Source organism: Selenihalanaerobacter shriftii (assembly GCF_900167185.1).
GTDB classification, from domain to species: Bacteria; Bacillota; Halanaerobiia; order Halobacteroidales; family Acetohalobiaceae; genus Selenihalanaerobacter; species Selenihalanaerobacter shriftii.
Genome location: NZ_FUWM01000017.1, coordinates 1 through 22762, shown reverse-complemented (window position 1 = coordinate 22762; position 22762 = coordinate 1). Strand labels below are relative to the sequence as shown.

Annotated in this window: 24 protein-coding genes and 1 pseudogene; all 25 read left to right on the top strand. The window is 31.9% G+C overall.

Annotated elements, in window-relative coordinates:
* The first annotated feature begins 17 nt into the window (after positions 1-17).
* Complete coding sequence (gene amaP / locus B5D41_RS09800; RefSeq protein ID WP_078810451.1) at positions 18-551, top strand: alkaline shock response membrane anchor protein AmaP; 534 nt, start codon at positions 18-20, stop codon at positions 549-551.
* Between the two features lie 12 nt (positions 552-563).
* Positions 564-794, top strand: a complete 231-nt coding sequence (locus tag B5D41_RS09795) for a DUF2273 domain-containing protein (protein ID WP_078810450.1) — start codon at positions 564-566, stop codon at positions 792-794.
* 100 nt (positions 795-894) lie between these two features.
* Positions 895-1308 (top strand): transcription antitermination factor NusB, encoded by a 414-nt coding sequence (gene nusB, locus B5D41_RS09790; RefSeq protein ID WP_078810449.1) that lies wholly within the window; start codon positions 895-897, stop codon positions 1306-1308.
* A gap of 13 nt (positions 1309-1321) precedes the next feature.
* The gene (locus tag B5D41_RS09785) at positions 1322-2272 is read left to right on the top strand and encodes a Kae1-like domain-containing protein (protein WP_078810448.1); all 951 of its coding nucleotides are present in this window, start codon (positions 1322-1324) and stop codon (positions 2270-2272) included.
* A 176-nt stretch (positions 2273-2448) separates the two neighbouring features.
* On the top strand, positions 2449-3318 hold the full coding sequence (locus B5D41_RS09780; RefSeq protein ID WP_407695266.1) for a bifunctional 5,10-methylenetetrahydrofolate dehydrogenase/5,10-methenyltetrahydrofolate cyclohydrolase: 870 nt from the start codon (positions 2449-2451) through the stop codon (positions 3316-3318).
* Between the two features lie 136 nt (positions 3319-3454).
* Positions 3455-4678 (top strand): exodeoxyribonuclease VII large subunit, encoded by a 1224-nt coding sequence (gene xseA / locus B5D41_RS09775; protein WP_078810446.1) that lies wholly within the window; start codon positions 3455-3457, stop codon positions 4676-4678.
* Positions 4679-4929: 251 nt separating this feature from the next.
* Entirely contained in the window at positions 4930-5178 is a 249-nt protein-coding gene (xseB, locus tag B5D41_RS09770; RefSeq protein ID WP_078810445.1) for an exodeoxyribonuclease VII small subunit, read from the top strand.
* Positions 5178-6065: a polyprenyl synthetase family protein gene (locus B5D41_RS09765; protein ID WP_078810444.1), complete on the top strand. Its 888-nt coding sequence runs from the start codon at positions 5178-5180 to the stop codon at positions 6063-6065. The genes xseB and B5D41_RS09765 overlap by 1 nt, the downstream gene beginning before the upstream one ends.
* A gap of 27 nt (positions 6066-6092) precedes the next feature.
* Complete coding sequence (locus tag B5D41_RS09760) at positions 6093-6539, top strand: divergent PAP2 family protein (protein WP_078810443.1); 447 nt, start codon at positions 6093-6095, stop codon at positions 6537-6539.
* 76 nt (positions 6540-6615) lie between these two features.
* The gene (gene dxs, locus B5D41_RS09755) at positions 6616-8490 is read left to right on the top strand and encodes a 1-deoxy-D-xylulose-5-phosphate synthase (protein WP_078810442.1); all 1875 of its coding nucleotides are present in this window, start codon (positions 6616-6618) and stop codon (positions 8488-8490) included.
* A gap of 14 nt (positions 8491-8504) precedes the next feature.
* Positions 8505-9314, top strand: a complete 810-nt coding sequence (locus B5D41_RS09750; protein ID WP_078810441.1) for a TlyA family RNA methyltransferase — start codon at positions 8505-8507, stop codon at positions 9312-9314.
* Between the two features lie 36 nt (positions 9315-9350).
* Positions 9351-10208: an NAD(+)/NADH kinase gene (locus tag B5D41_RS09745; RefSeq protein ID WP_078810440.1), complete on the top strand. Its 858-nt coding sequence runs from the start codon at positions 9351-9353 to the stop codon at positions 10206-10208.
* 13 nt (positions 10209-10221) lie between these two features.
* Complete coding sequence (gene argR, locus B5D41_RS09740) at positions 10222-10674, top strand: arginine repressor (RefSeq protein WP_078810439.1); 453 nt, start codon at positions 10222-10224, stop codon at positions 10672-10674.
* A gap of 14 nt (positions 10675-10688) precedes the next feature.
* On the top strand, positions 10689-12416 hold the full coding sequence (recN, locus tag B5D41_RS09735; RefSeq protein ID WP_078810438.1) for a DNA repair protein RecN: 1728 nt from the start codon (positions 10689-10691) through the stop codon (positions 12414-12416).
* 118 nt (positions 12417-12534) lie between these two features.
* Entirely contained in the window at positions 12535-13860 is a 1326-nt protein-coding gene (gene spoIVB / locus B5D41_RS09730; protein ID WP_078810437.1) for a SpoIVB peptidase, read from the top strand.
* 134 nt (positions 13861-13994) lie between these two features.
* The gene (gene spo0A, locus B5D41_RS09725) at positions 13995-14786 is read left to right on the top strand and encodes a sporulation transcription factor Spo0A (RefSeq protein ID WP_078810436.1); all 792 of its coding nucleotides are present in this window, start codon (positions 13995-13997) and stop codon (positions 14784-14786) included.
* A 194-nt stretch (positions 14787-14980) separates the two neighbouring features.
* A complete protein-coding gene (steA, locus tag B5D41_RS09720; protein ID WP_078810435.1) occupies positions 14981-16102 on the top strand; it encodes a putative cytokinetic ring protein SteA in 1122 nt (373 codons plus the stop codon).
* 23 nt (positions 16103-16125) lie between these two features.
* A complete protein-coding gene (locus B5D41_RS09715) occupies positions 16126-16722 on the top strand; it encodes a copper transporter (RefSeq protein WP_078810434.1) in 597 nt (198 codons plus the stop codon).
* On the top strand, positions 16712-17395 hold the full coding sequence (locus B5D41_RS09710) for a glycosyltransferase family 2 protein (protein ID WP_078810433.1): 684 nt from the start codon (positions 16712-16714) through the stop codon (positions 17393-17395). Before B5D41_RS09715 ends, B5D41_RS09710 begins: the two co-directional genes overlap by 11 nt.
* On the top strand, positions 17395-18195 hold the full coding sequence (locus B5D41_RS09705; protein ID WP_078810432.1) for an MraY family glycosyltransferase: 801 nt from the start codon (positions 17395-17397) through the stop codon (positions 18193-18195). Before B5D41_RS09710 ends, B5D41_RS09705 begins: the two co-directional genes overlap by 1 nt.
* 300 nt (positions 18196-18495) lie before the next feature.
* Positions 18496-19407, top strand: a complete 912-nt coding sequence (locus tag B5D41_RS09700) for a bifunctional enoyl-CoA hydratase/phosphate acetyltransferase (RefSeq protein ID WP_078810431.1) — start codon at positions 18496-18498, stop codon at positions 19405-19407.
* A 72-nt stretch (positions 19408-19479) separates the two neighbouring features.
* Positions 19480-20553: a Glu/Leu/Phe/Val family dehydrogenase gene (locus tag B5D41_RS09695; protein ID WP_078810430.1), complete on the top strand. Its 1074-nt coding sequence runs from the start codon at positions 19480-19482 to the stop codon at positions 20551-20553.
* A gap of 21 nt (positions 20554-20574) precedes the next feature.
* Positions 20575-21648, top strand: coding sequence for a butyrate kinase (gene buk, locus B5D41_RS09690; RefSeq protein ID WP_078810429.1), 1074 nt, complete (start codon positions 20575-20577; stop codon positions 21646-21648).
* Positions 21649-21743: 95 nt separating this feature from the next.
* Positions 21744-21953, top strand: coding sequence for a 4Fe-4S dicluster domain-containing protein (locus tag B5D41_RS09685; RefSeq protein WP_078810428.1), 210 nt, complete (start codon positions 21744-21746; stop codon positions 21951-21953).
* Between the two features lie 261 nt (positions 21954-22214).
* Positions 22215-22762, top strand: a pseudogene (locus B5D41_RS09680) (3-methyl-2-oxobutanoate dehydrogenase subunit beta); the annotation flags it as partial.

Genomic DNA, 22762 nt, shown 5'->3' with positions numbered 1-22762 from the left:
TAGGAAAGGAGATTTAAATGAAGATTGTAGACCGGATTATTATTTTAGTTTTTACAATTATTTTAATTTTTGTTTCATTAGGAATGATGTTATCAGCTTTTGAATTAATCCCACAAAGTTATATAACTAATTTTGTTATGCAATATTATGGTAGAGTAGAAGTTGGAATTATTGGTCTTATTTTCTTTATAATATCTATTAGAATTCTCCATCCTTTATTTAGTAAGAATAAAAAGCCGAACGCAATAGTTCAAGAAACTAGTTTAGGACAAGTACAACTGTCTTTGGTTGCTATTGATGCTTTAGTTAAAAAAGTAGTTATCCAGACGAGAGGTGTTAAGGAACTTAAATCTGACTTAGAGGTTAGTGAAGATGGTTTGAGAGTGGTTTTGGAAGTTATTGTAACTCCTGACATCAATATTCCAGAATTGACTGAGGAATTACAAGAGCAGATTAGCGAGTATTTAGACCAGACTACAGGAATTATGGTTAGCCAGATAGAAATTTTGGTAGATAATATTGCTCAAGACTCTAATTTGAGAGTAGAGTAAGGGGTGCTAATAATGGAAAAGGAAATATTTGAAAAGGTTTTAACCCTTCTCTATGAATATAGAGGGAGGGCAATAGGAGCTCTACTGGGTTTATTATTTAGTTTTGTTTTTATAAATTTTGGATTTATTTTAACAGTCTTTATTTTTGCATGTATTTTTGTAGGTTATTACATAGGAAGAAAGTATGACCAACAAGAAGATCTTCGGGAAATAATTGATGATATTTTACCACCTCGTAGATAAGAATCTTTATTTTTATTACCACCTGAATTAAGGTGGTTTTTGCATGTTTTATAGATAAAATGTTAAACTAAAGATAGAGTTAACATAAGGAGGAGAAGATATGGCTAAAAAATATAGTAGACATAAAGCACGTAAAATTGCATTACAGACATTATATCAGATGGATATAAATGAAGAAGATTTAGAAAAAAACTTAGAAATGTTGAAAAGTAGGATGGATATTAATAATTTAGAGTTAGAAGCTGCCTTTTTAGAAGATGCAGTTAGAGGTACATATGAATATTTAGATCAGATTGATGAAAAATTAAATCGAAGTGCTGAGGGTTGGAAGGTAAGTAGAATGGCAAAGGTAGATAGAAATATATTACGTTTGGCTGTATATGAAATTTTATACCGAGATGATATTCCTATAGAAGTATCTATTGATGAAGCAGTAGAGTTGGCTAAAGATTTTGCAACAGATAAATCTCCAGCTTTTATCAATGCAGTTTTAGGTAAAGTACTAGACGAGTAGGAGGATATCAATTATGGGGTTAATTTTAGGGATTGATACGAGCAACTATACTACTTCAGTGGCTTTAATGGACGAAGAAGGTAATTTAATAACTGAAGTTAGAGAATTGTTAACGGTACAAAAAGGGGAGCGCGGTTTACGTCAATCAGAAGCTGTCTTTAAGCATGTTGAACAGTTTCCAGAAGTAATTAATGGATTAGATTATACTACTTTTAGAGAAGAATTAGTTAAAGTAGTCGTCAGTGATCGGCCTAGAAACGATATTGATTCTTATATGCCTGTCTTTAGAGTCGGTGAAGGACAGGCTAAAAGTATTGCTAAATTATTTCAAATTCCTTTACAGAAATTTTCTCATCAAGAGGGACATCTGATGGCAGGGATTTGGTCAGCAGGTGGTCCTAATGTTAAAGAATTTTTAGCTGTTCATCTTTCTGGAGGAACTACAGATATTTTAAAGGTAACTAAAAAGAATGATAATGGATTTAGAATAGAAAAATTAGGTTCAGCAGTTGATTTACATGCTGGTCAATTTGTAGATAGAGTGGGGGTTAAGTTAGGGCTTAATTTTCCTGCGGGTCCTGAATTAGAAGAAATGGCTAAATCAGGAAAGAAAGGAGAAGTAATCTTACCTTCTTCAGTAAATGGCTATAATATTAGTTTTTCTGGCCCTAATTCTGCTGCCATGCGAGCTATTGAAGCAGGAAAATGTTCAGAGGATATTGCTTTGGCTGTACAGTCCTGTATTGCTAAAGCATTGGAAAAGGTATTAAGATTAGCTTTATCTGAGCATAAGATAGAGCAAACTTTAATAGTAGGAGGAGTAGCAGCCAACCAATATATTAGGCAAAGATTGAAGAAGAAGCTGGAACATCCTGCGGTTGGTGGTAGGCTTTTCTTTGCTGAACCTAAATTTAGTAGTGATAATGCCGTAGGAATTGCTGCTTTAGGTTTAGACTCAATATAATCTGCAAATAGAATAATTTTCTAAAAATTATTAAAATAGAAAGGTATTTTATTACAGTTTGGTGAATAAATAATATGGTGAGACCTTTACTTTAATTATAATTAAAGTAATAATTATACAAGAAAGCCGTTCTTTTTCTAAGGAGAAGGTCTTGTCAAATATTTATTCATGGAGGGATTCTAAAAATGTCAGAGGAAACTTTGATCTTAGATGGTAGTGTTAAGTCAAAAGAGATTCAGGAAGAAATTAAAAGAGAAGTGGAAAAGTTAGAAGATGAGGAGGGGGTTGTACCTAAATTATCTATCGTTTTTGCCGGTAATAATCCTGCTTCAAAATCTTATATTAAACTTCAACAAAGAATTTGTGATAAAGTAGGTATTGAGTCAGAAGTAGTTGACTTACCAGGAGATATTTCTGAGGAAGACTTATTGGCAGAATTGGATGACTTAAATAATGATGATGATGTTAATGGTATTTTAATTCAAATGCCTTTACCAGACCAGGTGGATGACGATAAAGTGATTAGATCTATTGATCCTGATAAAGATCTTGATGCTTTTCACCCTTATAATATCGGAGAGTTAGTAATTGATGGGGATGCATATGTTCCGTGTACTCCAGAAGGAGTTATGGCCTTATTTGACATGTATGACATTGAGTTAAAAGGTAAAGATGTAACTGTAGTTGGTCATAGTAATATAGTTGGTAAGCCAATGGCGCTTCTATTATTAAATAGAAATGCTACAGTCTCTGTTTGTCATATTGATACTAAGGATACTGCTAGTTATACTACAGAATCAGATATTGTCATTGTGGCTGCAGGAGTACCTAATTTAATTACGGCTGATATGGTTAAAGAAGGAGCAATTGTAATTGATGTGGGAATTAATGAAGTAGATGGAAAAATAGTAGGCGATGTTGATTTTGAAAATGTAAAAGAGAAAGCAAGTGCAATTACTCCTGTACCTGGAGGAGCAGGCCCGATGACTATTGCTATGTTATTAAAAGATACGGTTCAATCTTGTAAGGATATGTTAGCTAACTAATAGTTATATTAATATTAATAAAGATGCCAGGAGTCAGTTTAAATTAACGACACTTGGCATCTTTATTGTTGTGTAGCCTTCTCACTTTCTAACTTGGGCTCTAATTAATACTAAATAAGGAGTTATTAAATTAATTATGAAACAAAAGATAATTACAGTAACAGAGTTAACTAAATACATTAAAAGTAAATTAGAGCAAGATGAATTATTGAGTAATCTCTTAATTACTGGTGAAGTATCTAATTTTCATCATCATAGTTCAGGACATATGTATTTTACTCTTAAAGATGAGAATACACAAATAAGTGGTGTGATGTTTAGAAGTTATAATCAGAATTTAAAATTTGAACCTGAAAATGGAATGCAAGTATTAGCTACCGGTTATGTCAGTGTTTATGAACCAAGAGGTCAATACCAATTTTATGTAAAAGATTTACAGCCTGATGGTGTCGGGGCTTTACATATTGCTTATGAACAATTAAAAGAACGGCTAGAAAAAGCAGGATTTTTTGCAGAAGAGTATAAAAAAGAGATTCCTAAGATTCCTAAAAAGATAGGAGTTATTACTTCCCCAACAGGTGCAGCTATTCGTGATATTTTATCAGTTATTAAAAGAAGATTTGCTAATGTTTCAATCTTAATTGCACCAGCTACGGTACAAGGGGACCATGCTGTTCCTACGTTAGTAAATGCTCTAGAAATACTGAATCAACAAGATGATGTTGATGTAATTATTATGGGAAGAGGCGGAGGATCATTAGAAGATCTTTGGGCTTTTAACGAAGAGGAGTTAGCTAGAGCTATCTTTGATTCTAAAGTTCCAGTTATATCTGCTGTAGGCCATGAGACGGATTATACTATCTCTGATTTTGTAGCAGATTTAAGAGCTCCTACTCCGTCAGCAGCAGCAGAGTTAGTAATTTCTAATCGTGAGAATTTAAAAAAATATTTAGACAGATTAACCAATAATTTAGTCCAAAGTATGAAAAAGAAAGTGAAAAATTCTCATGAGAATTTAGAGGACTTAACTAAAAGAAGAGCTCTTTTAGAACCTAAAAGTAGATTACAGGATTTAAACCAAAGGGTTGATGAACTAAAAGAAAGATTAACTAATAATATGCAGAATCGTATTAATTTAGCTAAAGAGCAGTTTCAAAGTCAAGTAGGCAAATTGAATAGTTTATCCCCTTTAAATATTTTAACAAGAGGTTACTGTTATTGTAGGAATGAAGAAGGATTAGAAGGATTATCTTCAGTAGATGAAGTTGAGCTTGGTGATGATTTAGAAATTATATTATCAGATGGTAGAATAAAGTCTAAAATCAACAATATAAATAAAGAAGAGATTGGCAAAGAATAACGAGTTAATAGTAAAAATAATTTTCAATGCTATTAAAGCATTACCCAGGAAATTTTAATTAGATTCTAATCCTCTATCAGATGTATATGGTAGAGGATTTCTTATTGTATAGAAAAATACTTATTCCTGAATTAACCTACGGTTATACTAAGATTACAGTAAGAAAATCAGTATTTTGCAGGGAATAGAAATTTGATGTAGAAATAAGTTATGTGATATTAATGTGGATTAACTTAAGGGGAGTTGTAATGATGAGTAATAAAGATGAATTATCTTTTGAAGATGCTCTAGAAGAATTAGAGGAAATTGTCGATAAATTAGAGGTTGGTGAGCTAGGGTTAGAAGAGTCATTAACGGAGTTTGAAGAAGGGATTAAACTTTCTAAATTCTGTTCTCAAACCCTGCAAGAAGTTGAAGAAAAGATAGAAATAATTATTAATAATGAAGTAGATGGTTTAGAAGTGAAATCTTATAATTTAGAGGAGAAAGGGGCAGAATAATGGATATTAATGATTTTATTATATCTAAAGCTGATATAATAAATGAAGCTTTAACTATTTATTTGCCAGCTAAAGAAGAAAAACCTAAAGCTTTACATCAAGCAATGGGATATAGTGTTTTAGCTGGTGGTAAACGTTTAAGGCCAGTCTTGACTTTAATGGTAGCTAATTTATTATTTAAAAAGAAAGAAGAAGAAGTTTTACCGGCCGCTATAGCTATAGAATTAATTCATAATTATTCATTAATTCATGATGACCTACCCTGTATGGATGATGATGATTATCGTCGCGGGAAATTAACTAATCATAAAGTCTTTGGTGAGGGGATTGCAGTTTTAGCTGGGGATGCCTTATTAACTTATGCATTTGAGCTAATAACTCAATTAGAAGGAGATTTTACTCCTAAACAAGTAATTAAAGTAACAAAGGAAGTAGCAAAAGGGGCTGGCCATCAAGGAATGATAGGAGGGCAAGGAGCTGATATTGTTGCTGAAGGTGAAACAGTATCAGAAGATGAATTAGAATATATCCATAACCATAAGACGGGTGCCCTATTGAAGACGGCAGTTAGAGTAGGGGCGATTCTTGGTGGGGCTAATAATGAAGAGTTAACAGCATTAACCACTTATGCTCATAATATAGGATTGAGTTTTCAAATCATTGATGATATCCTAGATATAGTAGGGGATGAAGAAAAGTTAGGTAAAGATGTTGGTAGTGATATAGATAGAGACAAAGCAACGTTTCCTGCTATCTATGGTTTAGAAGAATCAAAGAGAATGGCTAAGGATAAAATTCAGGAAGCTAAAAAGATTCTTTCTATCTTTGGTGATGATGCTGAACCTTTAATTGAATTGGCTGATTATATAGTAGACCGTGAGTATTAATCTAATATTGATATAGGGATGGGATACATGTTTATAAAACAAATATTAGCTAATCAGGTCTTACTAACTGGAGCTACTGCTTGGTTAATTGCTCAGTTATTAAAAGTTATTCTTAATTATTCAATGAACCGTAGGCTAAACTTAGAACGGTTTGTAGGTTCTGGGGGGATGCCTAGTTCACATGCTGCTTTTATAATGGCCTTATCGACTAGAGTTGGCTTAAAAGAAGGTTGGAATTCTAGTCTATATGGTGTTACTCTAGGGGTAGCATTAATCGTGATGTATGATGCTGCAGGTGTAAGAAGAGCAGCAGGGAAGCAGGCTAAAATATTAAATGAGATAGCTGATGAAATTTTTCATCATGGGGAGTTAAAACAACAAAAGCTAAAAGAATTAGTTGGACATACTCCGTATGAAGTTATTGTTGGTGCATTATTAGGTATTCTTATTGCTTTATTACTTTACTATTATTAAATCTTTCAACTGTGAGTTTATAATTCTTAAGTATTAATAATTAACTAATAAAATTGTGAGAAGGTGATATCTTATTATGTCAGAATATTTATCGAAGATTAGTTCACCTCAGGATTTGAAGAAGCTTTCATTAGATGAATTAGATGAATTAACAGAAGAAATTCGTAAAAAAATTATACTTACTTTATCTAAAACAGGAGGGCATTTAGCTTCAAGTCTTGGAGTAGTGGAGTTGACTTTAGCATTACATACCGTTTTGGATAGTCCTAAAGATAAGATAATTTGGGATGTAGGTCATCAGGCTTATGCTCATAAATTAATTACTGGACGTTATAATAAATTCTCTTCTTTACGCCAATATGGAGGTTTAAGTGGCTTTCCTAAACGTAGTGAAAGTGAACATGATTTTTTGGATACTGGTCATAGTAGTACTTCTATTTCTGCAGCTTTAGGAATGGCTTGTGCTGCTGAACATAAGAATGAAGATAACGATGTTGTAGCGGTAATCGGTGATGGAGCTTTGACAGGTGGGATGGCATTTGAAGCTTTAAATCATGCTGGACATTTAGGTAAGGATTTAACTGTTGTATTAAATGATAATGAAATGTCCATAGCAGAAAATGTAGGGGCCATATCAAATTATCTAACTAAATTAAGAACAGAACCGATGCTCCATCGAATTAAAGAGGATGTAGAGTATTTACTTAACAAGATTCCTGCTATTGGGGGAAAAGTATTTAATACAGTAGATAGGGTAAAAGATGGTTTAAAGTATTTAGTAGTTTCAGGTGTTTTATTTGAAGAGTTTGGTTTTACTTATTTAGGTCCTATAGATGGTCATGATTTAGAGGCAGTACAAGAAAATTTAAAACGTGCTAAGAAGATAAAGGGGCCTGTTTTATTACATGCCATAACTACTAAAGGTAAGGGTTATCCACCGGCTAAGAATTCACCGACAAGTTTCCATGGGACAAGCCCTTTTGAGATTAAAACAGGAAAGAGTAAAAGAAAGCGAGAGATTCCAACGTATACTGAAATATTTAGTGATGCTTTATTAGAATTAGCTGCTGAAGATAATGATATTGTAGGGATTACAGCGGCTATGCCTAGTGGAACCGGATTAAATAAATTTAAAAATAAATTTCCAGAAAGATTTTATGATGTAGGAATTGCTGAACAGCATGCAGTAACTATGGGGGTTGGTTTGGCATTAAGTGATATGAAACCAGTAGTAACCCTTTATTCTACTTTTTTACAACGTGCTTATGACCAAGTGGTACATGATGTAGCTTTACAAGAAGCCCCTGTTACATTAGCGATAGATAGAGCAGGTTTAGTAGGTAAAGATGGGGAGACGCATCAGGGAGTATTTGATTACTCTTTTCTAAGACATATTCCTAATTTAACTATAATGGCACCTAAGGATGAAAATGAATTACGGAATATGTTGAAGACAGCTGTTAATCATCCAGGTCCAACTTCAGTTCGGTATTCTCGGGGTTCAGCTATAGGAGTAGAACTAGATGATGAGATTAAGGAATTAGAGATAGGTAAAGCTGAAGTATTAAGGGAAGGAAGAGATATTGTTATTTTGGCTATTGGTTCTATGGTTATGCCGGCGCTAAAGGCTAGTAAAAAATTAGCTGACCAAGGCATAGAAGCTACCGTAGTTAATAGTAGGTTTGTTAAACCTTTAGATAAAGAGTTAATTTTAGAATTAAGTAAAAAATGTGGTAAAATATTAACAATTGAAGAACAGGCGTTACAAGGTGGATTTGGTAGTGCTATTCTAGAAATGCTATCTGATAATGATTTAAACGATATTCAAGTTAGTCGTATGGGGATTCCAGATGAATTTGTCAAACAGGGTGCTCAAGATATTCTATTGGGTAAATATGGTTTGAATCAAACAGGAATCATTAATAGAGTATTAAAGATAATAGAAGATTAAGGAGCTGACTGTTGATGTCTAAAGATAGATTAGATAAAATAGTTACTAAAAGAGAATTGTTTCCTAGCCGGTCTAAAGCTAAGAGAGCTATTATGGCCGGTTTAGTTTTGGTTAATGGTGAAATAGAAGACAAAGCTGGAACTCAAGTTGAGAAGGATGCAGATATAGATGTTAAAGGTAAAGTACATCCTTATGTTAGTCGAGGTGGTCTTAAATTAGAGAAGGCATTAGATATATTTGATATTGATCTTCAAGATAAGTTCATTGTAGATATTGGGGCCTCTACAGGTGGTTTTACTGATTGTTCATTACAAAATGGCGCTAAGTGTGTATATGCTATTGATGTTGGTTACGGACAATTGGCTTGGAAATTACGACAGGATGATAGGGTTGTTAATTTAGAAAGAACTAATGCTCGATATTTAAAACCAAAAGATTTTGATGTCAGGTTTAATTTAGCAACTATTGATGTAGCATTTATCTCGTTAACTAAAATATTACCAGCCTTGATAGATTTATTAATAGAAGAAGGAGATATTATAGCTTTAATTAAGCCTCAATTTGAAGCAGGGCCAGAAAAGGTAAATAATAATGGGGTAGTTAAAGATCCTGCAGTGCATAAAGAGGTTATTAATAGAACTGTAAATTTTGCACAAGATATTGATTTATCTTTAATTGATCTATCTTTCTCACCGATTACAGGAGCTCAAGGACATAATATTGAGTACTTAGCTCACTTTAGTCTTAAATTTACAGAGAATAGAATTGATAATTTAGAGCAAAAAATTGCAAAAGTAATTGAGAAGGCACAGAATGAATTATAGACAAGGATAATGAACAGGTTATGAAGGAGTGGTTTGGTGAAAAGAGTTGGATTAATACCTAATCCTACTAAAGAAAGAGCAGTTGAAGTAGTTAAAGATGTTATAGAATGGTTTCGCGAGCAGGGAGTTAATTATTTAATTGAAGAGAATGCTGCTAAAGTAATAGGAGATATAAAACATAGTTCGTCCTATCAAGAGATGGTAGGTAAAGTAGATCTCGTAATTGTATTTGGTGGTGATGGAACTTTTTTAAATACTGCTCGTAAGTTTGCTACTGCTGAACTTCCTATTTTAGGAGTTAATTTGGGTAGTTTAGGTTTCTTGACTGATATAGAATTAAATGACCTTAAGAAGGCCTTAAAAAATTTAGTAGCAGGTAATTTTGAAGTAGAAGAACGAATGATGATTGAAGCAGAGGTTATTAGAGATGGAGAAAGTATTAGTAAAGTAATTGCTATTAATGATGTAGTAATAACTAAAGGATCTTTTGCTAGACTGATAGAACTAACTACTTATATAGATGGAGAATACTTAACTACATATCCAGCTGATGGAGTAATTATTGCTTGTCCTACTGGTTCGACTGCGTATTCTTTATCCGCTGGAGGACCAATAGTTAACCCAAAATTAAAATCATTAGTTATAACTCCTATTTGTCCACATACTCTACATGCTCGTTCAATAGTAACTTCTCAAGAAGAGGTAGTTAAAATAGAAGTTGGGGCTGATCATGAGGATGTCATGTTAACTGTAGATGGTCAAGAGGGGTTAAAATTATTCTCGGATGATCAAGTGATAATTAAACAATCTAATTTAGTTACTAAGTTAGTTAAGTTAAAAGATTATAATTTTTATAAAATTTTAAGAACACGGTTACAAAGAAGTGACTTTTAAAGGGAGGATTGCAATGAAAAGCAAACGCCATTTAAAAATAATGAATTATATTCAAGAAGAAGAGATTAGTACCCAAGAGGAATTAGCTAATCGCTTAAGACAGGATGGTATTAATGTAACACAAGCTACAGTTTCTAGAGATATTAAAGAGTTGGGATTAATCAAAGTTCCTACGCATGGTAGAGGATATAAATATGCGTTACCGCCGGAAAGACAAGAGGGTAATTTCGAAGGGCGAATGGAAAGAATGTTCCAAGATGCTGTAATTAAAATTGATTATAGTGAGAATTTAATTGTAATTAACACTTTACCAGGGACTGCTAATGGAATAGCCTTTTTATTAGATAATGCAGATTGGGATGGTGTTTTAGCTACTTTGGCTGGTGATGATACTGTTTTAATTATTGCCAAGCCTATGGAAGTAGTACCTCAACTTTTAGAAAGATTAAAAAATTTGAGTATTTAAGGAGTGAAGTAATAGTGTTGCTAAACTTAAGCATCTATAACTTTGCTTTAATTGAAAAATTACAAGTTGGGTTTCATGCTGGATTGAATGTGATTACAGGTGAAACTGGTGCCGGGAAATCGATTATAATTAAAGCTCTTGAGATGTTATTAGGAGGAAGAGCTTCTACTGAATATATTAGAAGTGGCCAAGAAAAAGCTGTTATTGAAGCAAATTTTAGTATTAAAGATAATGAAAAAGTCCAAAATAAACTTAAAGAGTTTGGTATTCAATATAATTCAGTTGAGGGCATAATTTTAACTCGAGAAGTAAGCCATAGCGGTAATAATCGCAGTCGAATTAATGGAAGAATAGTTACTTTAGATATGACTAGAGCAATTAGTCAATATTTAATTGAGATTCATGGTCAGCATGATGATCAATTATTATTCAAAGCTAGTAATCAATTGATGTTATTAGATGAATTTGCCGGCGATAAAGCAAAGGGATTATTAGAAGAAGTGGGAAAAGTTTATGAATCGTTAAAAAAGAAGAAAAAGAAGTTTGCTACTTTAAATCAGAACGAAAAAGAAAGAGCTAGAAAGGTAGATCTTCTAAAGTTTCAAATAGATGAAATAGTTAAAGCTGAGTTAACTAAAGGAGAAATGGAAGAATTATTAGTTGAAAAGAAAAGGTTAAGTAATGCAGAAGAAATGGCTAAAGTAACTAATCAGGTATATAATCAACTTTATGAGAGTGGTTTTCAAGAGATGGCAATTGTTGACCAACTACATCAATTTGATAAAGACTTAAGTACTATTGCTGAATTAGATCCTAAATTGGAATCAATTGTTGAATTATTAACTGATGCTACTTATAAATTAGAAGAAGTAGCCTATGAATTAAATGATTATCAGGATGGATTAGAATTTAATTCTCAGCGATTAAATGAAATAGAAAAACGGATTCAAGTGATTAATCAACTCAAACGAAAATATGGAGATAATATTGCTGAAATCTTAGAATATAAAGCAGAGATTCAAGCAGAATTAGAAGAATTAACAGTTAGTGAAGAAACTTTACAAGAATTAGAAAAAGAGATTAAAGGATTGGAAGTGAAATATTTAGAGGTAGCTAATCAATTATCAAACCTTCGGAAAAAAGTGGCTCATGATTTTGAAAAAAAGGTTATGTCAGAATTACAAGATTTATCTATGGGTAAAAGTGAATTTGAAATTAAATTAACATCAAAAGTAGATAATGATATAGATTTAAGTTTAAATCATATTACAGCTTATGGTATAGATAATATTCAATTTTTAATATCTCCTAATCCAGGAGAGGATTTAAAACCTTTGGCAAAGATTGCTTCTGGTGGAGAATTATCTAGGACTATGTTGGCTTTGAAAAAGATCATAGCTGAATCAGATCAAGTTCAAACATTAATCTTTGACGAAGTAGATACAGGAATTGGTGGAAGAATAGCAAATTTAGTAGGTGAAAAACTAGCTATTATTGCCCAAAGTCATCAGGTAATTTGTATTACTCATCTTCCTCAGATTGCTAGTATGGGAGATACACATTATTATATTTCTAAAGATATGGCTGCTAATCATACAAAGACAAAATTGGCTTATTTAACTGAGGAAGCAAGAATAAAAGAACTGTCTCGTATGTTAGGTGGTAGTAGTCTAACTGATACTACTCGAGAACACGCACATGAAATGATTAGATTAGCTAGAAAGAAGAAGGGTAATTTTTAATAGAGTTAAAATTGAATAAATGAGAGTAAAACAGGGCATCTTTAATATAGAGATGTTCTTATTTTTTTGGAGGAAGTCTACACAATTGGGGAGGGTGTGTAGGAGTGTGATTTAATTTGTGAAGCAACGATGGAAAAGATATCTATTTTATGCTGTAATTTGTCTAGTATTAATTGCCTTTTTAACTCCTAAATTACTAACTTTGATTGGCTTTCCTGAAGAATTTCAAATAATCCAAGGTCGACAACAACTTCTAAATATTAACTTTCCTTTTAGTGTTTATATTCGAGTTCACCAAGGTAATAAAATAAAAATAAATGGTGATGAAGTAAGTAAAGATTATTTTAAGGTTAATTTAGGTAAACCTTTATCAATTAAATCAATGGCTTTAGGAAAAGTTAATTTAGAATTTAATTTATTTGGAGTAATTCCTTTAAGGAAAGCAGTAGTTAATGTAATTCCTCAAGTTAAAGTGTATCCAGGTGGACAATCAATTGGAGTTATTTTAAAGTCAGAAGGTGTATTAGTAGTAAAAAATTCACATGTATTAGGTACAGATAATCAAAAGTATTATCCGGCTAAAAAGGCAGGAATAGAAGTAGGTGACCGAATTTTAGCAGTAAATAATCAACCGGTAAAAGGTAAAGAATCATTAGCTAAATTAATTAATTATTATGGAAGTAAACAGAAGATTATTAAACTTAAATTAAAAAGAAAAGATAATTTAATTATTAAGGAGCTTCATCCTAAGAAGAATAAATTTGGACGTTATATGATTGGTCTCTATATTGATGATGGAGCTACTGGAGTTGGAACATTAAGTTTTTATGATCCTTTATCTAAAAAATATGGCGCATTAGGGCATATGATTACTGCTCCTAATAGTAGAAATAAAATTATGGTTAGTGAAGGAAAGATAGTTAAAGCGGATATTTCTGGTATTCACCAAGGAAGCAATGGTTATCCAGGAGAAAAATTAGGAACATTTTTTAGTAATCAGGATATCATTGGTAAAATTCGGATGAATAGCAGATTTGGAATTTATGGACGTTTAAATAATATTATTTCTAATAGTTTTTTTCCAGACCCAATCCCAGTTGCTACAGCATTACAAGTAAAGAAAGGACCAGCAAAGATTTATACAGTAATTAAAGGTGGTGCAATTGAAGAATTTGATGTAAGAATTGAGAAAGTATTTAAACAGTATCACCCCAAAGAAAAAGGTTTAATAGTCAAAGTAACTGATTACGATCTATTAAATATGACTGGGGGTATAGTCCAAGGTATGAGTGGTAGTCCAATAGTTCAGAATGAGAGATTAGTAGGAGCGGTCACTCATGTGTTTGTCGATGATTCGACAAGGGGTTATGGTATTTTGGCTGAATGGATGATTCAAAAGTCAGGAATTATACAACAAAAAATGACAAAAAAACTAGAGAATTAATTTAAATTAATTCTCTAGTTTTTTAAATTAAAAGGAGGAAACTGGAAATATATGTAGAAGTTATAACTAAGATATACATAATATTTACAAATATTTTACAAATTGCGAACTATATTTATAAGGAGGATTCAATTATGGCAGATGAAAGTGTCAAAGTATTATTAGTAGATGACAACAAGGAGTTTTGTCAGTTAGTTAGAGAATTTATTGATGAACAAGAAGAAATGGAAGTAGTAGGAGTAGGGAATAATGGCCTAGAAGCACTAGATTTAATTGAGGAGGAAGATCCTGATGTTGTAATTTTGGATATAATTATGCCGCATTTAGATGGAGTAGGAGTATTAGAAGAGTTAAATAATAATGGTAAGATTAATGAATTAAAAGTGATTATGTTAACTGCTTTTGGTCAAGAAGAATTAACGCAAAGAGTTGTAGAGTTAGGTGCTAATTATTATATTCTAAAACCTTTTGATTTGGATAAGTTAGTAAGTAGAATTGAACAACTAATGAATCCAATTAGTAAAAAAGGTGGCTTAACTGCTAGTGCTACTTCAAGCAATGCCAATAAGAGTCAAAATTTAGATATTAGAATAACTGATATAATGCATCAAATCGGTGTACCAGCTCATATTAAAGGTTATCTATATCTAAGAAAAGCTATTAGTATGGTAGTTGAGGAAGTAGAATTATTAGGTGCTATTACTAAAGAATTATATCCATTAGTAGCTCGTAAGTTTAATACAACTCCAAGTCGAGTAGAAAGAGCAATTCGTCATGCAATTGAAGTTGCTTGGGAACGTGGCAATACTGAAGCTATTAACAGATTATTTGGTCATTCTGTTACTACTGAAAGTGGTAAACCGACTAACTCTCAATTTATTGCTAAAATAGCTGATAAGTTACGATTGGAATTAAGAGCTGGATAATTAATGATACTTCTTTTTATAATTAAGATTTTAAAATCATATAAATAATAATAAGTTATTTAAAGACTAAGCTATCATGCTTAGTCTTTTTTATTTTTATAACCACTTTTTACTTTAAAATGTAGTTTTTTATCTGGTATTAGAACTGACTGTAGAGTATATACTAAAAATGAAATTAATTTGGAGGGACTTACATGGAATTAGAAGGTAGAGTAAAGCTAGGGAAGAAAACAAAAGATTTAGTTAAAAGGCTGAATGGAAAGGAGATAGCAGTAATTGATCACAAAGATATAGATGAGTTGGCAGCTATCTCTTTAACTAATACTGAAGTTAAAGCTGTCATTAATGCAAGTTCTTCTATTACTGGTAAGTACCCTAATTTAGGTCCAGAAAAATTAATTGAAAATGGGATTTTCATATTAGAAGAAGTGGGTTCAGATATTTTTGAGAAATTAAATGACGGAGAAAGAATTAAGTTAATAGATAATAGAATAATTAAAGATGGGATAGAAATATCTCAAGGTAAAGTCTTAGATAGGGTTAAATTAGAGGAAAGACTTATAGAGAGTAGAAATAATTTAGAAGATGAGTTAGAAAAATTTGTGGAGAATACTTTAGAATATGCTAAAGAAGAAAAAGAACTGGTTTTAGGCCTAAAGACTCCTGAAATAAAAACTAGTATTAAAGGAAGGCATGTATTAATTATAGTAAGAGGTCAAGATTATAGACAGGATTTAGAAGCTATAATTTCTTATATTAGAGAAGTACGCCCAATATTGATAGGTGTAGATGGAGGAGCTGATGCTTTATTAGAAGTTGGCTTAAAACCTAATATAATTGTGGGAGATATGGATAGTATTAGTGATCGAGCTTTACAGCAAGAAAATGTAGAATTAATTGTTCATGCCTATCCTGATGGAAGAGCTCCAGGTTTAAAACGGGTCAAAGATTTAGGTTTAAATGCTCATAAATTTCCGGCTCCAGGGACTAGTGAGGATATAGCTATGTTATTGGCGTATGAAAAAGGAGCAGAATTAATTACTGCCGTAGGAACCCATTCGAATATGATAGATTTTTTAGAAAAAGGTAGACCAGGAATGGCCAGCACCTTTTTAATTAGGCTAAAAGTAGGGGATAAATTAATAGATGCTAAAGGGGTAAATAAACTTTATAATAGTCGTCTACGATCAAAACATATTCTACAGTTATTATTTGCTGCTTTAGTTCCAGTGATAATTATATTAGGTGTTGCTCCACCGATGCAGCAAATGATGCGATTACTATTAATAAAGTTACGATTTAGTTTAGGTTTCTAGAATTAGAAGGGAGAAGGTTGTGGATGGTAATTGATCTTAGGTATCAAATCATAACTGTAGTTATAATCTTTTTAAGTTTAGGGATTGGAATCTTGATTGGTAGCTCAATGGTAGGAGAAGAAGGGGTAATAAAGGAACAGAAAAGGTTAATTAGCCGTTTAGAAACTGACTTTAATCAATTACGTCAAAATAATCAACAATTTCAGAATCAAGTCCAAAGTTTACAAGAAAAACTAGAAACAAATCATAAATTTCAAGAAAAAATTTTACCTTTAGTAATTAAAGATAAAATTAATGGTAGTAAAGTTTTGGTAGTATATAATAATGATGATTTTAAAGAAAAAGCAGCCAAAATGAAACAGATTTTAAGAATAGCTGGTAGTGATAAGATAACTATTAAAACTGTAAATAACTTAAAAGAGAATTCTAAAATAGAGACTTATGATTATTTAATCTGTTTAGGCAAAGAAGAGTTTTTTGTTGATCGAGGTATAAAAAATAAGTTTCAAGGGATAGTTAAAAGAATTTCTTATTTATCAGAGAGTTTTTTTATGTCTAATCGGAAGTTAATTAAGTATATATTAGAATTAAATAAGGGGTTAGATGATAATGTTAAATAAAGAAGTTACTGTATTAGTCCCTGCATATAATGAGGAGGATAAAATTGGAGATACAATATCTAGTTTGCAACAATTAGAAGATGTAAATGAAATTATAGTAATTAATGATGGTTCTACTGATAAAACTGTTAATATTGTAAAAGAGTTTAAAGATATTAAATTGATAGATTTGAAGATTAATCAAGGAAAGGGAGAAGCATTGAATCAAGGGTTAAGTGAAATCAAGGGACAGATAATCTCTTTAATAGATGCTGACTTAGGTAAAACAGCTTTAGAATTAAGGAAGCTTTTAAAACCTGTTTTACAACAAGAGGTGGATATGACGATTGCTAAATTTCCTGCTCCTAAGAAAAAAGGAGGTTTTGGTTTAGTTACTACTTTGGCTAGAGTAGGATTAAAGATATTCACAGGTTTACAATTTGACTCGCCTCTTTCTGGACAACGAGTCTTAACTAAAAATTTAATAAGTTATTTAAATGGTTTTGAATCAGGATTTGGAGTAGAGGTAGGGATGACAATTAAAACTATTAAAGGTGGTTTTAAAGTAAAAGAAGTACCAGTGAATATGAGCCACCAAGAGACTGGGAGAGATTGGATGGGTTTTAAACATCGGGGCCGACAATTTAAAGATGTGTTAACTGTATTCTTATCTCAAATCCAAGGAGGAAAGTAATGTTATTCTTATTTAGTTTAGCTTTAATGTTAACTTATATTGGTTACCCTTTAACTAAACATTTTCTAGTGAGGTATCATTTAGTAATTGAAAATTATTCAGGTAACCAGTTGCCTGTTGGTTATGGTATATTATTAGTAATTAATGCAATTATTATTTTAGCAATAGGGCAAACCATTAATATATATCCCCGGCAACTTAGCCTTTCATTTTTATTTTTAATTTCAGTTGTGGCGTTAGTAGGCCTACTTGATGATTATTTTGGAGATGGAACAAATAGAGGATTTAGTGGACATTTAGGAAAGCTATTTTATGACTTTGAGATAACTACGGGTTTGTTAAAGGTAATATTAATTGGTGTAGCAGCTTTTTTAATTGTAAATAGACTAAATAGTGATTTGTTTTTATTAGGGGTTAATTTTTTAGTTATAGTTTTAATGACGAATTTTATTAATTTACTTGATTTACGACCTGGACGAGCATTAAAAGGGTTTATTATTATTATTTTAATAACAGGATTATTTTTTAATAAATTAATTATGCCTCTTTTGGCAATGACACTTATTTTGCTACCGATAGATTTAAGAGAAGAGGCTATGCTAGGAGATGTTGGTTCTAATTTTTTAGGTTCATTTTTAGGATTAAGTCTTGTATTTTCGTTAGAGTCAATTTATAAATTGATTTTAATTAGTTTTTTATTATTAATACATCTTTATACTGAAAAGTATTCATTAACAGAATTTATTAGTCAAAATAAGTTGCTGAATTATTTAGATGAGTTAGGCAGAAGCAAACCATAATTATGAATAATATTTCATGAATAATATTGCAGTATGAAAATAGTTGCGTAATTATTTCTGATAATATTATTTCATATTTAGAAGTTAAAGTAATAAATAGGTTTAAATTCCCTAAATATAATAAGAATAAAATGAATTCTGAATAATTTTGAGAGAATTCACAACCTAGGCATGAAATCTGCATTAATAAAATAATAAGAATATTTTAAAGAATCGTGACATTATAAAACTATATATGTCGAATTTTAAATAAGATATGAATATAAAAAGAAATATATGTTATATCAGGAGGGAATAATAATGATTCAAGACTTTGCTGAATTAACTGAACTAGCTGAGCAGAGCCCAACAAGCAAAATGACAGTTGCAGCGCCATATGATAGTGCAACATTAAAGGCGATTAAATTAGCAGAAGATGAAGGGTTAGTTGAGGCTATTTTAGTTGGAGATAAGGAAAAAATATTATCTGCAGCTAATGAAGAAAATTTAGAATTTATAGATGATAAAATTATTGATTTAAAGAATGTAAGTGCTGCTGCTCAAGAGGCAGTTAAATTAGTAAATCAGGGGAAAGCAGATTTTGTAATGAAGGGTTTATTAAGTACTTCTAAAATACTTAAAGCTGTATTAAATAGAGAACATGGCTTAAGAACTAATCAATTATTAAGTTATGTAGCTGTATTAGATGTTCCAAAATTTGATAGATTATTGGTTATGACAGACCCTGCAATGAATATTACACCGGATTTATCAGAGAAAGTGCAGATAACTGAAAATGCTATTATGGTTGCAAAGTCATTAGGAATTAAACAGCCGAAGGTAGCGTTGGTTTCAGCAGTAGAAAAAGTAAATCCTAAGATGCCGAACACATTAGATGCGGCTGCTATAGCTAAGATGGGAGATAGAAAGCAAATTCAGGATGCTATAATTGATGGACCTTTAGCTTTTGATAATGCAATTAGTATGGAATCTAAGGAAGTAAAAGGAATTGATAGTGAAGTTGCAGGACAAGCTGATGTTATAGTGGTACCAAATATAGAGGTAGGCAATGTATTATATAAATCTTTAACTCATTTAGCTAATACTATTATTGCTGGTACGGTGATAGGTGCTGCTGCTCCAGTGGTATTGTCATCTAGAGCTGATAGTTATAAGAATAAATTAAATTCGATTATATTAGGTAAAGTAGTTGCAGAGTATAATAATAGCTAATAAATTTTGGTTTAAATATTTAAACCAAATGTATCAAATAAATCAATTAACTAATTAAGGGGGATTTTAATAATGAATAAGTTTGAGTATTTAGAAAAGTATGATTATGAACAAATCGTTTATGTACAGGAGAAAAAGTCTGGTTTAAAGGCAATAATTTGTGTTCATGACACTACTTTAGGGCCGGCTTTAGGTGGAACTAGAATGTGGGCTTATGAGCACGAAGATGACGCTTTATTAGATGGATTACGTTTATCAAGAGGTATGACTTATAAGAATGCGGCTATGGGACTTAATCTTGGTGGAGGAAAGACAGTAATTATAGGCGATGCACGTGAAGATAAGAATGAAGAAATGTTTAGAGCATTTGGACGATATGTTGATAGCTTAGGTGGGCGATATATTACAGCTGAAGATGTAGGAATTAATACATCAGATATGCTTCATGTAAAAGAAGAGACGGATTATGTAGGTGGGTTACCAGGTTTAAGTGGAGATCCATCTCCATTTACAGCTTACGGAACTTACTGTGGAATGAAAGCGGCTGCAAATAAAGCATATGGTTCTGATTCTTTAGAAGGAAAGAAAGTTGTAATTCAAGGAGTAGGACATGTTGGATATTATTTAGCTAAGCATTTACATGAAGAAGGAGCAGAAATAGTTGTAGCAGACTTATACGAAGATAATTTAAAGAGAGTTGTTAACGACTTTGGTGTTGAAGTTGTAGATCCAGATACTATCTATGGTGTTGATTGTGATATCTTTGCTCCTACTGCTTTAGGTGCCATTGTTAATGATGAAGCTTTAGAAGTATTAAAGTGTGATGTCATTGCTGGAGCAGCTAACAATCAGTTAAAGGATCCAGAAAAGCATGGTAAATTACTAGAAGAGAAAGGTATGGTTTATGCTCCAGACTATGTTATTAATGGTGGTGGGGTAATTAATGTAGCAGAAGAATTTAATTCTAATGGATATAATGCTGAAAGAGCTACTCGTAAGGTTGAAACTATTTATGATAAAATTCAAAGAGTATTTGAAATTGCTCAAAGAGATAATATTCCAACTTATAAAGCTGCTGATGTAATGGCAGAGGAAAGAATCAATAAGTTGTCGAAGTTAAATAGTATAAGAAAACCTAACAAGTAAAAAAATGGAGGAGAGTAGCTAATGGAGAAGTTTAAAGTTTTAATAATTAATCCTGGTTCTACTTCAACTAAGCTTGCTATCTATGAGAATGAAGAAGTTATTATGGAAGTTAGCATTGAACATGACCAGGATAAGATTAGAAGTTACGAAAGAATAGCAGATCAATATGATTTCAGGAAAGAAGTTATACTTCAAGCACTTAAAGAGAAAGGAATTAATCTTGAAGAGTTAGATGCTGTTTCTGCTCGAGGTGGGTTATTAAAACCCATCTCGGGAGGAACTTACTCAGTAAATGAGTCGATGTTAGAAGATCTTAAAGTTGGGGTTTTAGGAGAACATGCATCTAATCTTGGTGGATTAATTGCTAATGAGATTGCTCAGCAGTATGATATTCCAGCGTATATTGTAGATCCCGTGGTAGTAGACGAGTTACTACCAATTGCTAGAGTATCAGGACATCCTAAATTTGATAGAGATTCTATCTTTCATGCATTGAATCAGAAAGCCATGGCTAGAAAGGCTGCTACTGAATTAAGTAGTTCGTATGAAGAATTAGATTTAATCGTAGCACATTTAGGAGGTGGCATTTCTATTGGTGCTCACCATCAAGGAAAAGTAATAGATGTCAATAATGCTTTAGATGGAGAAGGACCATTTTCACCAGAAAGAAGCGGTACCTTACCGGTTGGAGCATTGGCTAAATTATGTTTTTCCGGCGATTATGAATTAGTTGATGTCAAGAAAATGATTGTGGGTGAAGGCGGTTTAATGGCTTATTGTGGAACTACTGATTCTAGAAAGATAGAAGAAATGATAGATGATGGTGATGAAGAAGCTAAGAAATATTATGAAGCTATGGCTTATCAAGTAGCCAAAGAGATAGGTGCTGCTGCTACAGTTTTAAAAGGAAATGTAGATGCTATTGTATTAACTGGTGGAATTGCATACTCTGAATTATTTACTGGAATTATTAAAGATAGAGTTTCATTTATAGCACCAATTGATATATATCCAGGAGAAAATGAATTAAAAGCTTTAGCTCAAGGAGCTTTAAGAGTTTTAAAAGGTGAAGAGGAAGCAAAAAAATATTCTTAAATTTAGTTTAATAAATAGATAATATTGTGAAATGGCTTTTAATATTAATTAAGATATTGAGTATAATAATAAATGATAATAAAGGAGGTAGTGTAGTGGCAAAAGTAGAGTTTGATCAGGATAGATGTAAGGGTTGTGAACTATGCACTACAGTTTGTCCTGTAGATATAGTAGTTATAGATGATAAGATTAATGTCAAAGGTTTTCATGCAGCTACAGTTAGTGATGAAGATAAGTGTATATCCTGTGGTCGCTGTGCTAGTATTTGTCCTGATGTAGTTATTGAGGTTAATAAAGAAGAATAAATTAATTTTCAATTTCACAAGAAGTTTTAGTGAAATAATTTTGTTAAAGATTGTTAAAATTTTAAGTTATATTAGATATTAATATTAGTTGAAATGACCAACTTAATTTAAATTGGTCATTTTAACTAAATTATCTTTTTATTATATTATAGTAATTGAAAATTATTTAGTATTTAATTATGATAATAAATAATTTTATTTGATTTCAAATTAATTAGATAATGAAATATAAATTCGAATAATATAGTGGGAGGTTTTAGGATGGGAAAAAAAGTATTAATGAAAGGGAATGAAGCCATTGCAGAAGCAGCCATTCAAGCTGGATGTAAGTATTTCTTTGGATATCCAATTACACCCCAGAATGAATTACCTGCGTATATGGCTAGAAAGTTACCAAAAGAAGATGGCGTATTCTTACAAGCAGAGAGTGAAGTGGCAGCCAGTAATATGATTTATGGTGCTGCCGGAGCTGGAGCTAGAGTTATGACTTCATCTTCTAGTCCAGGTATTAGTTTAAAGGCTGAAGGAATTTCATATATTGCTGGGGCTGAATTGCCAACGGTAATTGTAAATATAGTACGGGGAGGCCCAGGTTTAGGTGGAATTCAACCGGCTCAGTCTGATTATTTTCAAGCTACTAAAGGTATGGCCCATGGGGATTTCAAATTAGTAGTTTTAGCACCGTCTTCTGTCCAAGAGGCTGTAGATTTAACTATGGAAGCCTTTGATATAGCTGATAGATATCGAAATCCAGTTATGATTATGGGAGATGGAATCATCGGTCAGATGATGGAACCAGTAGAATTTAA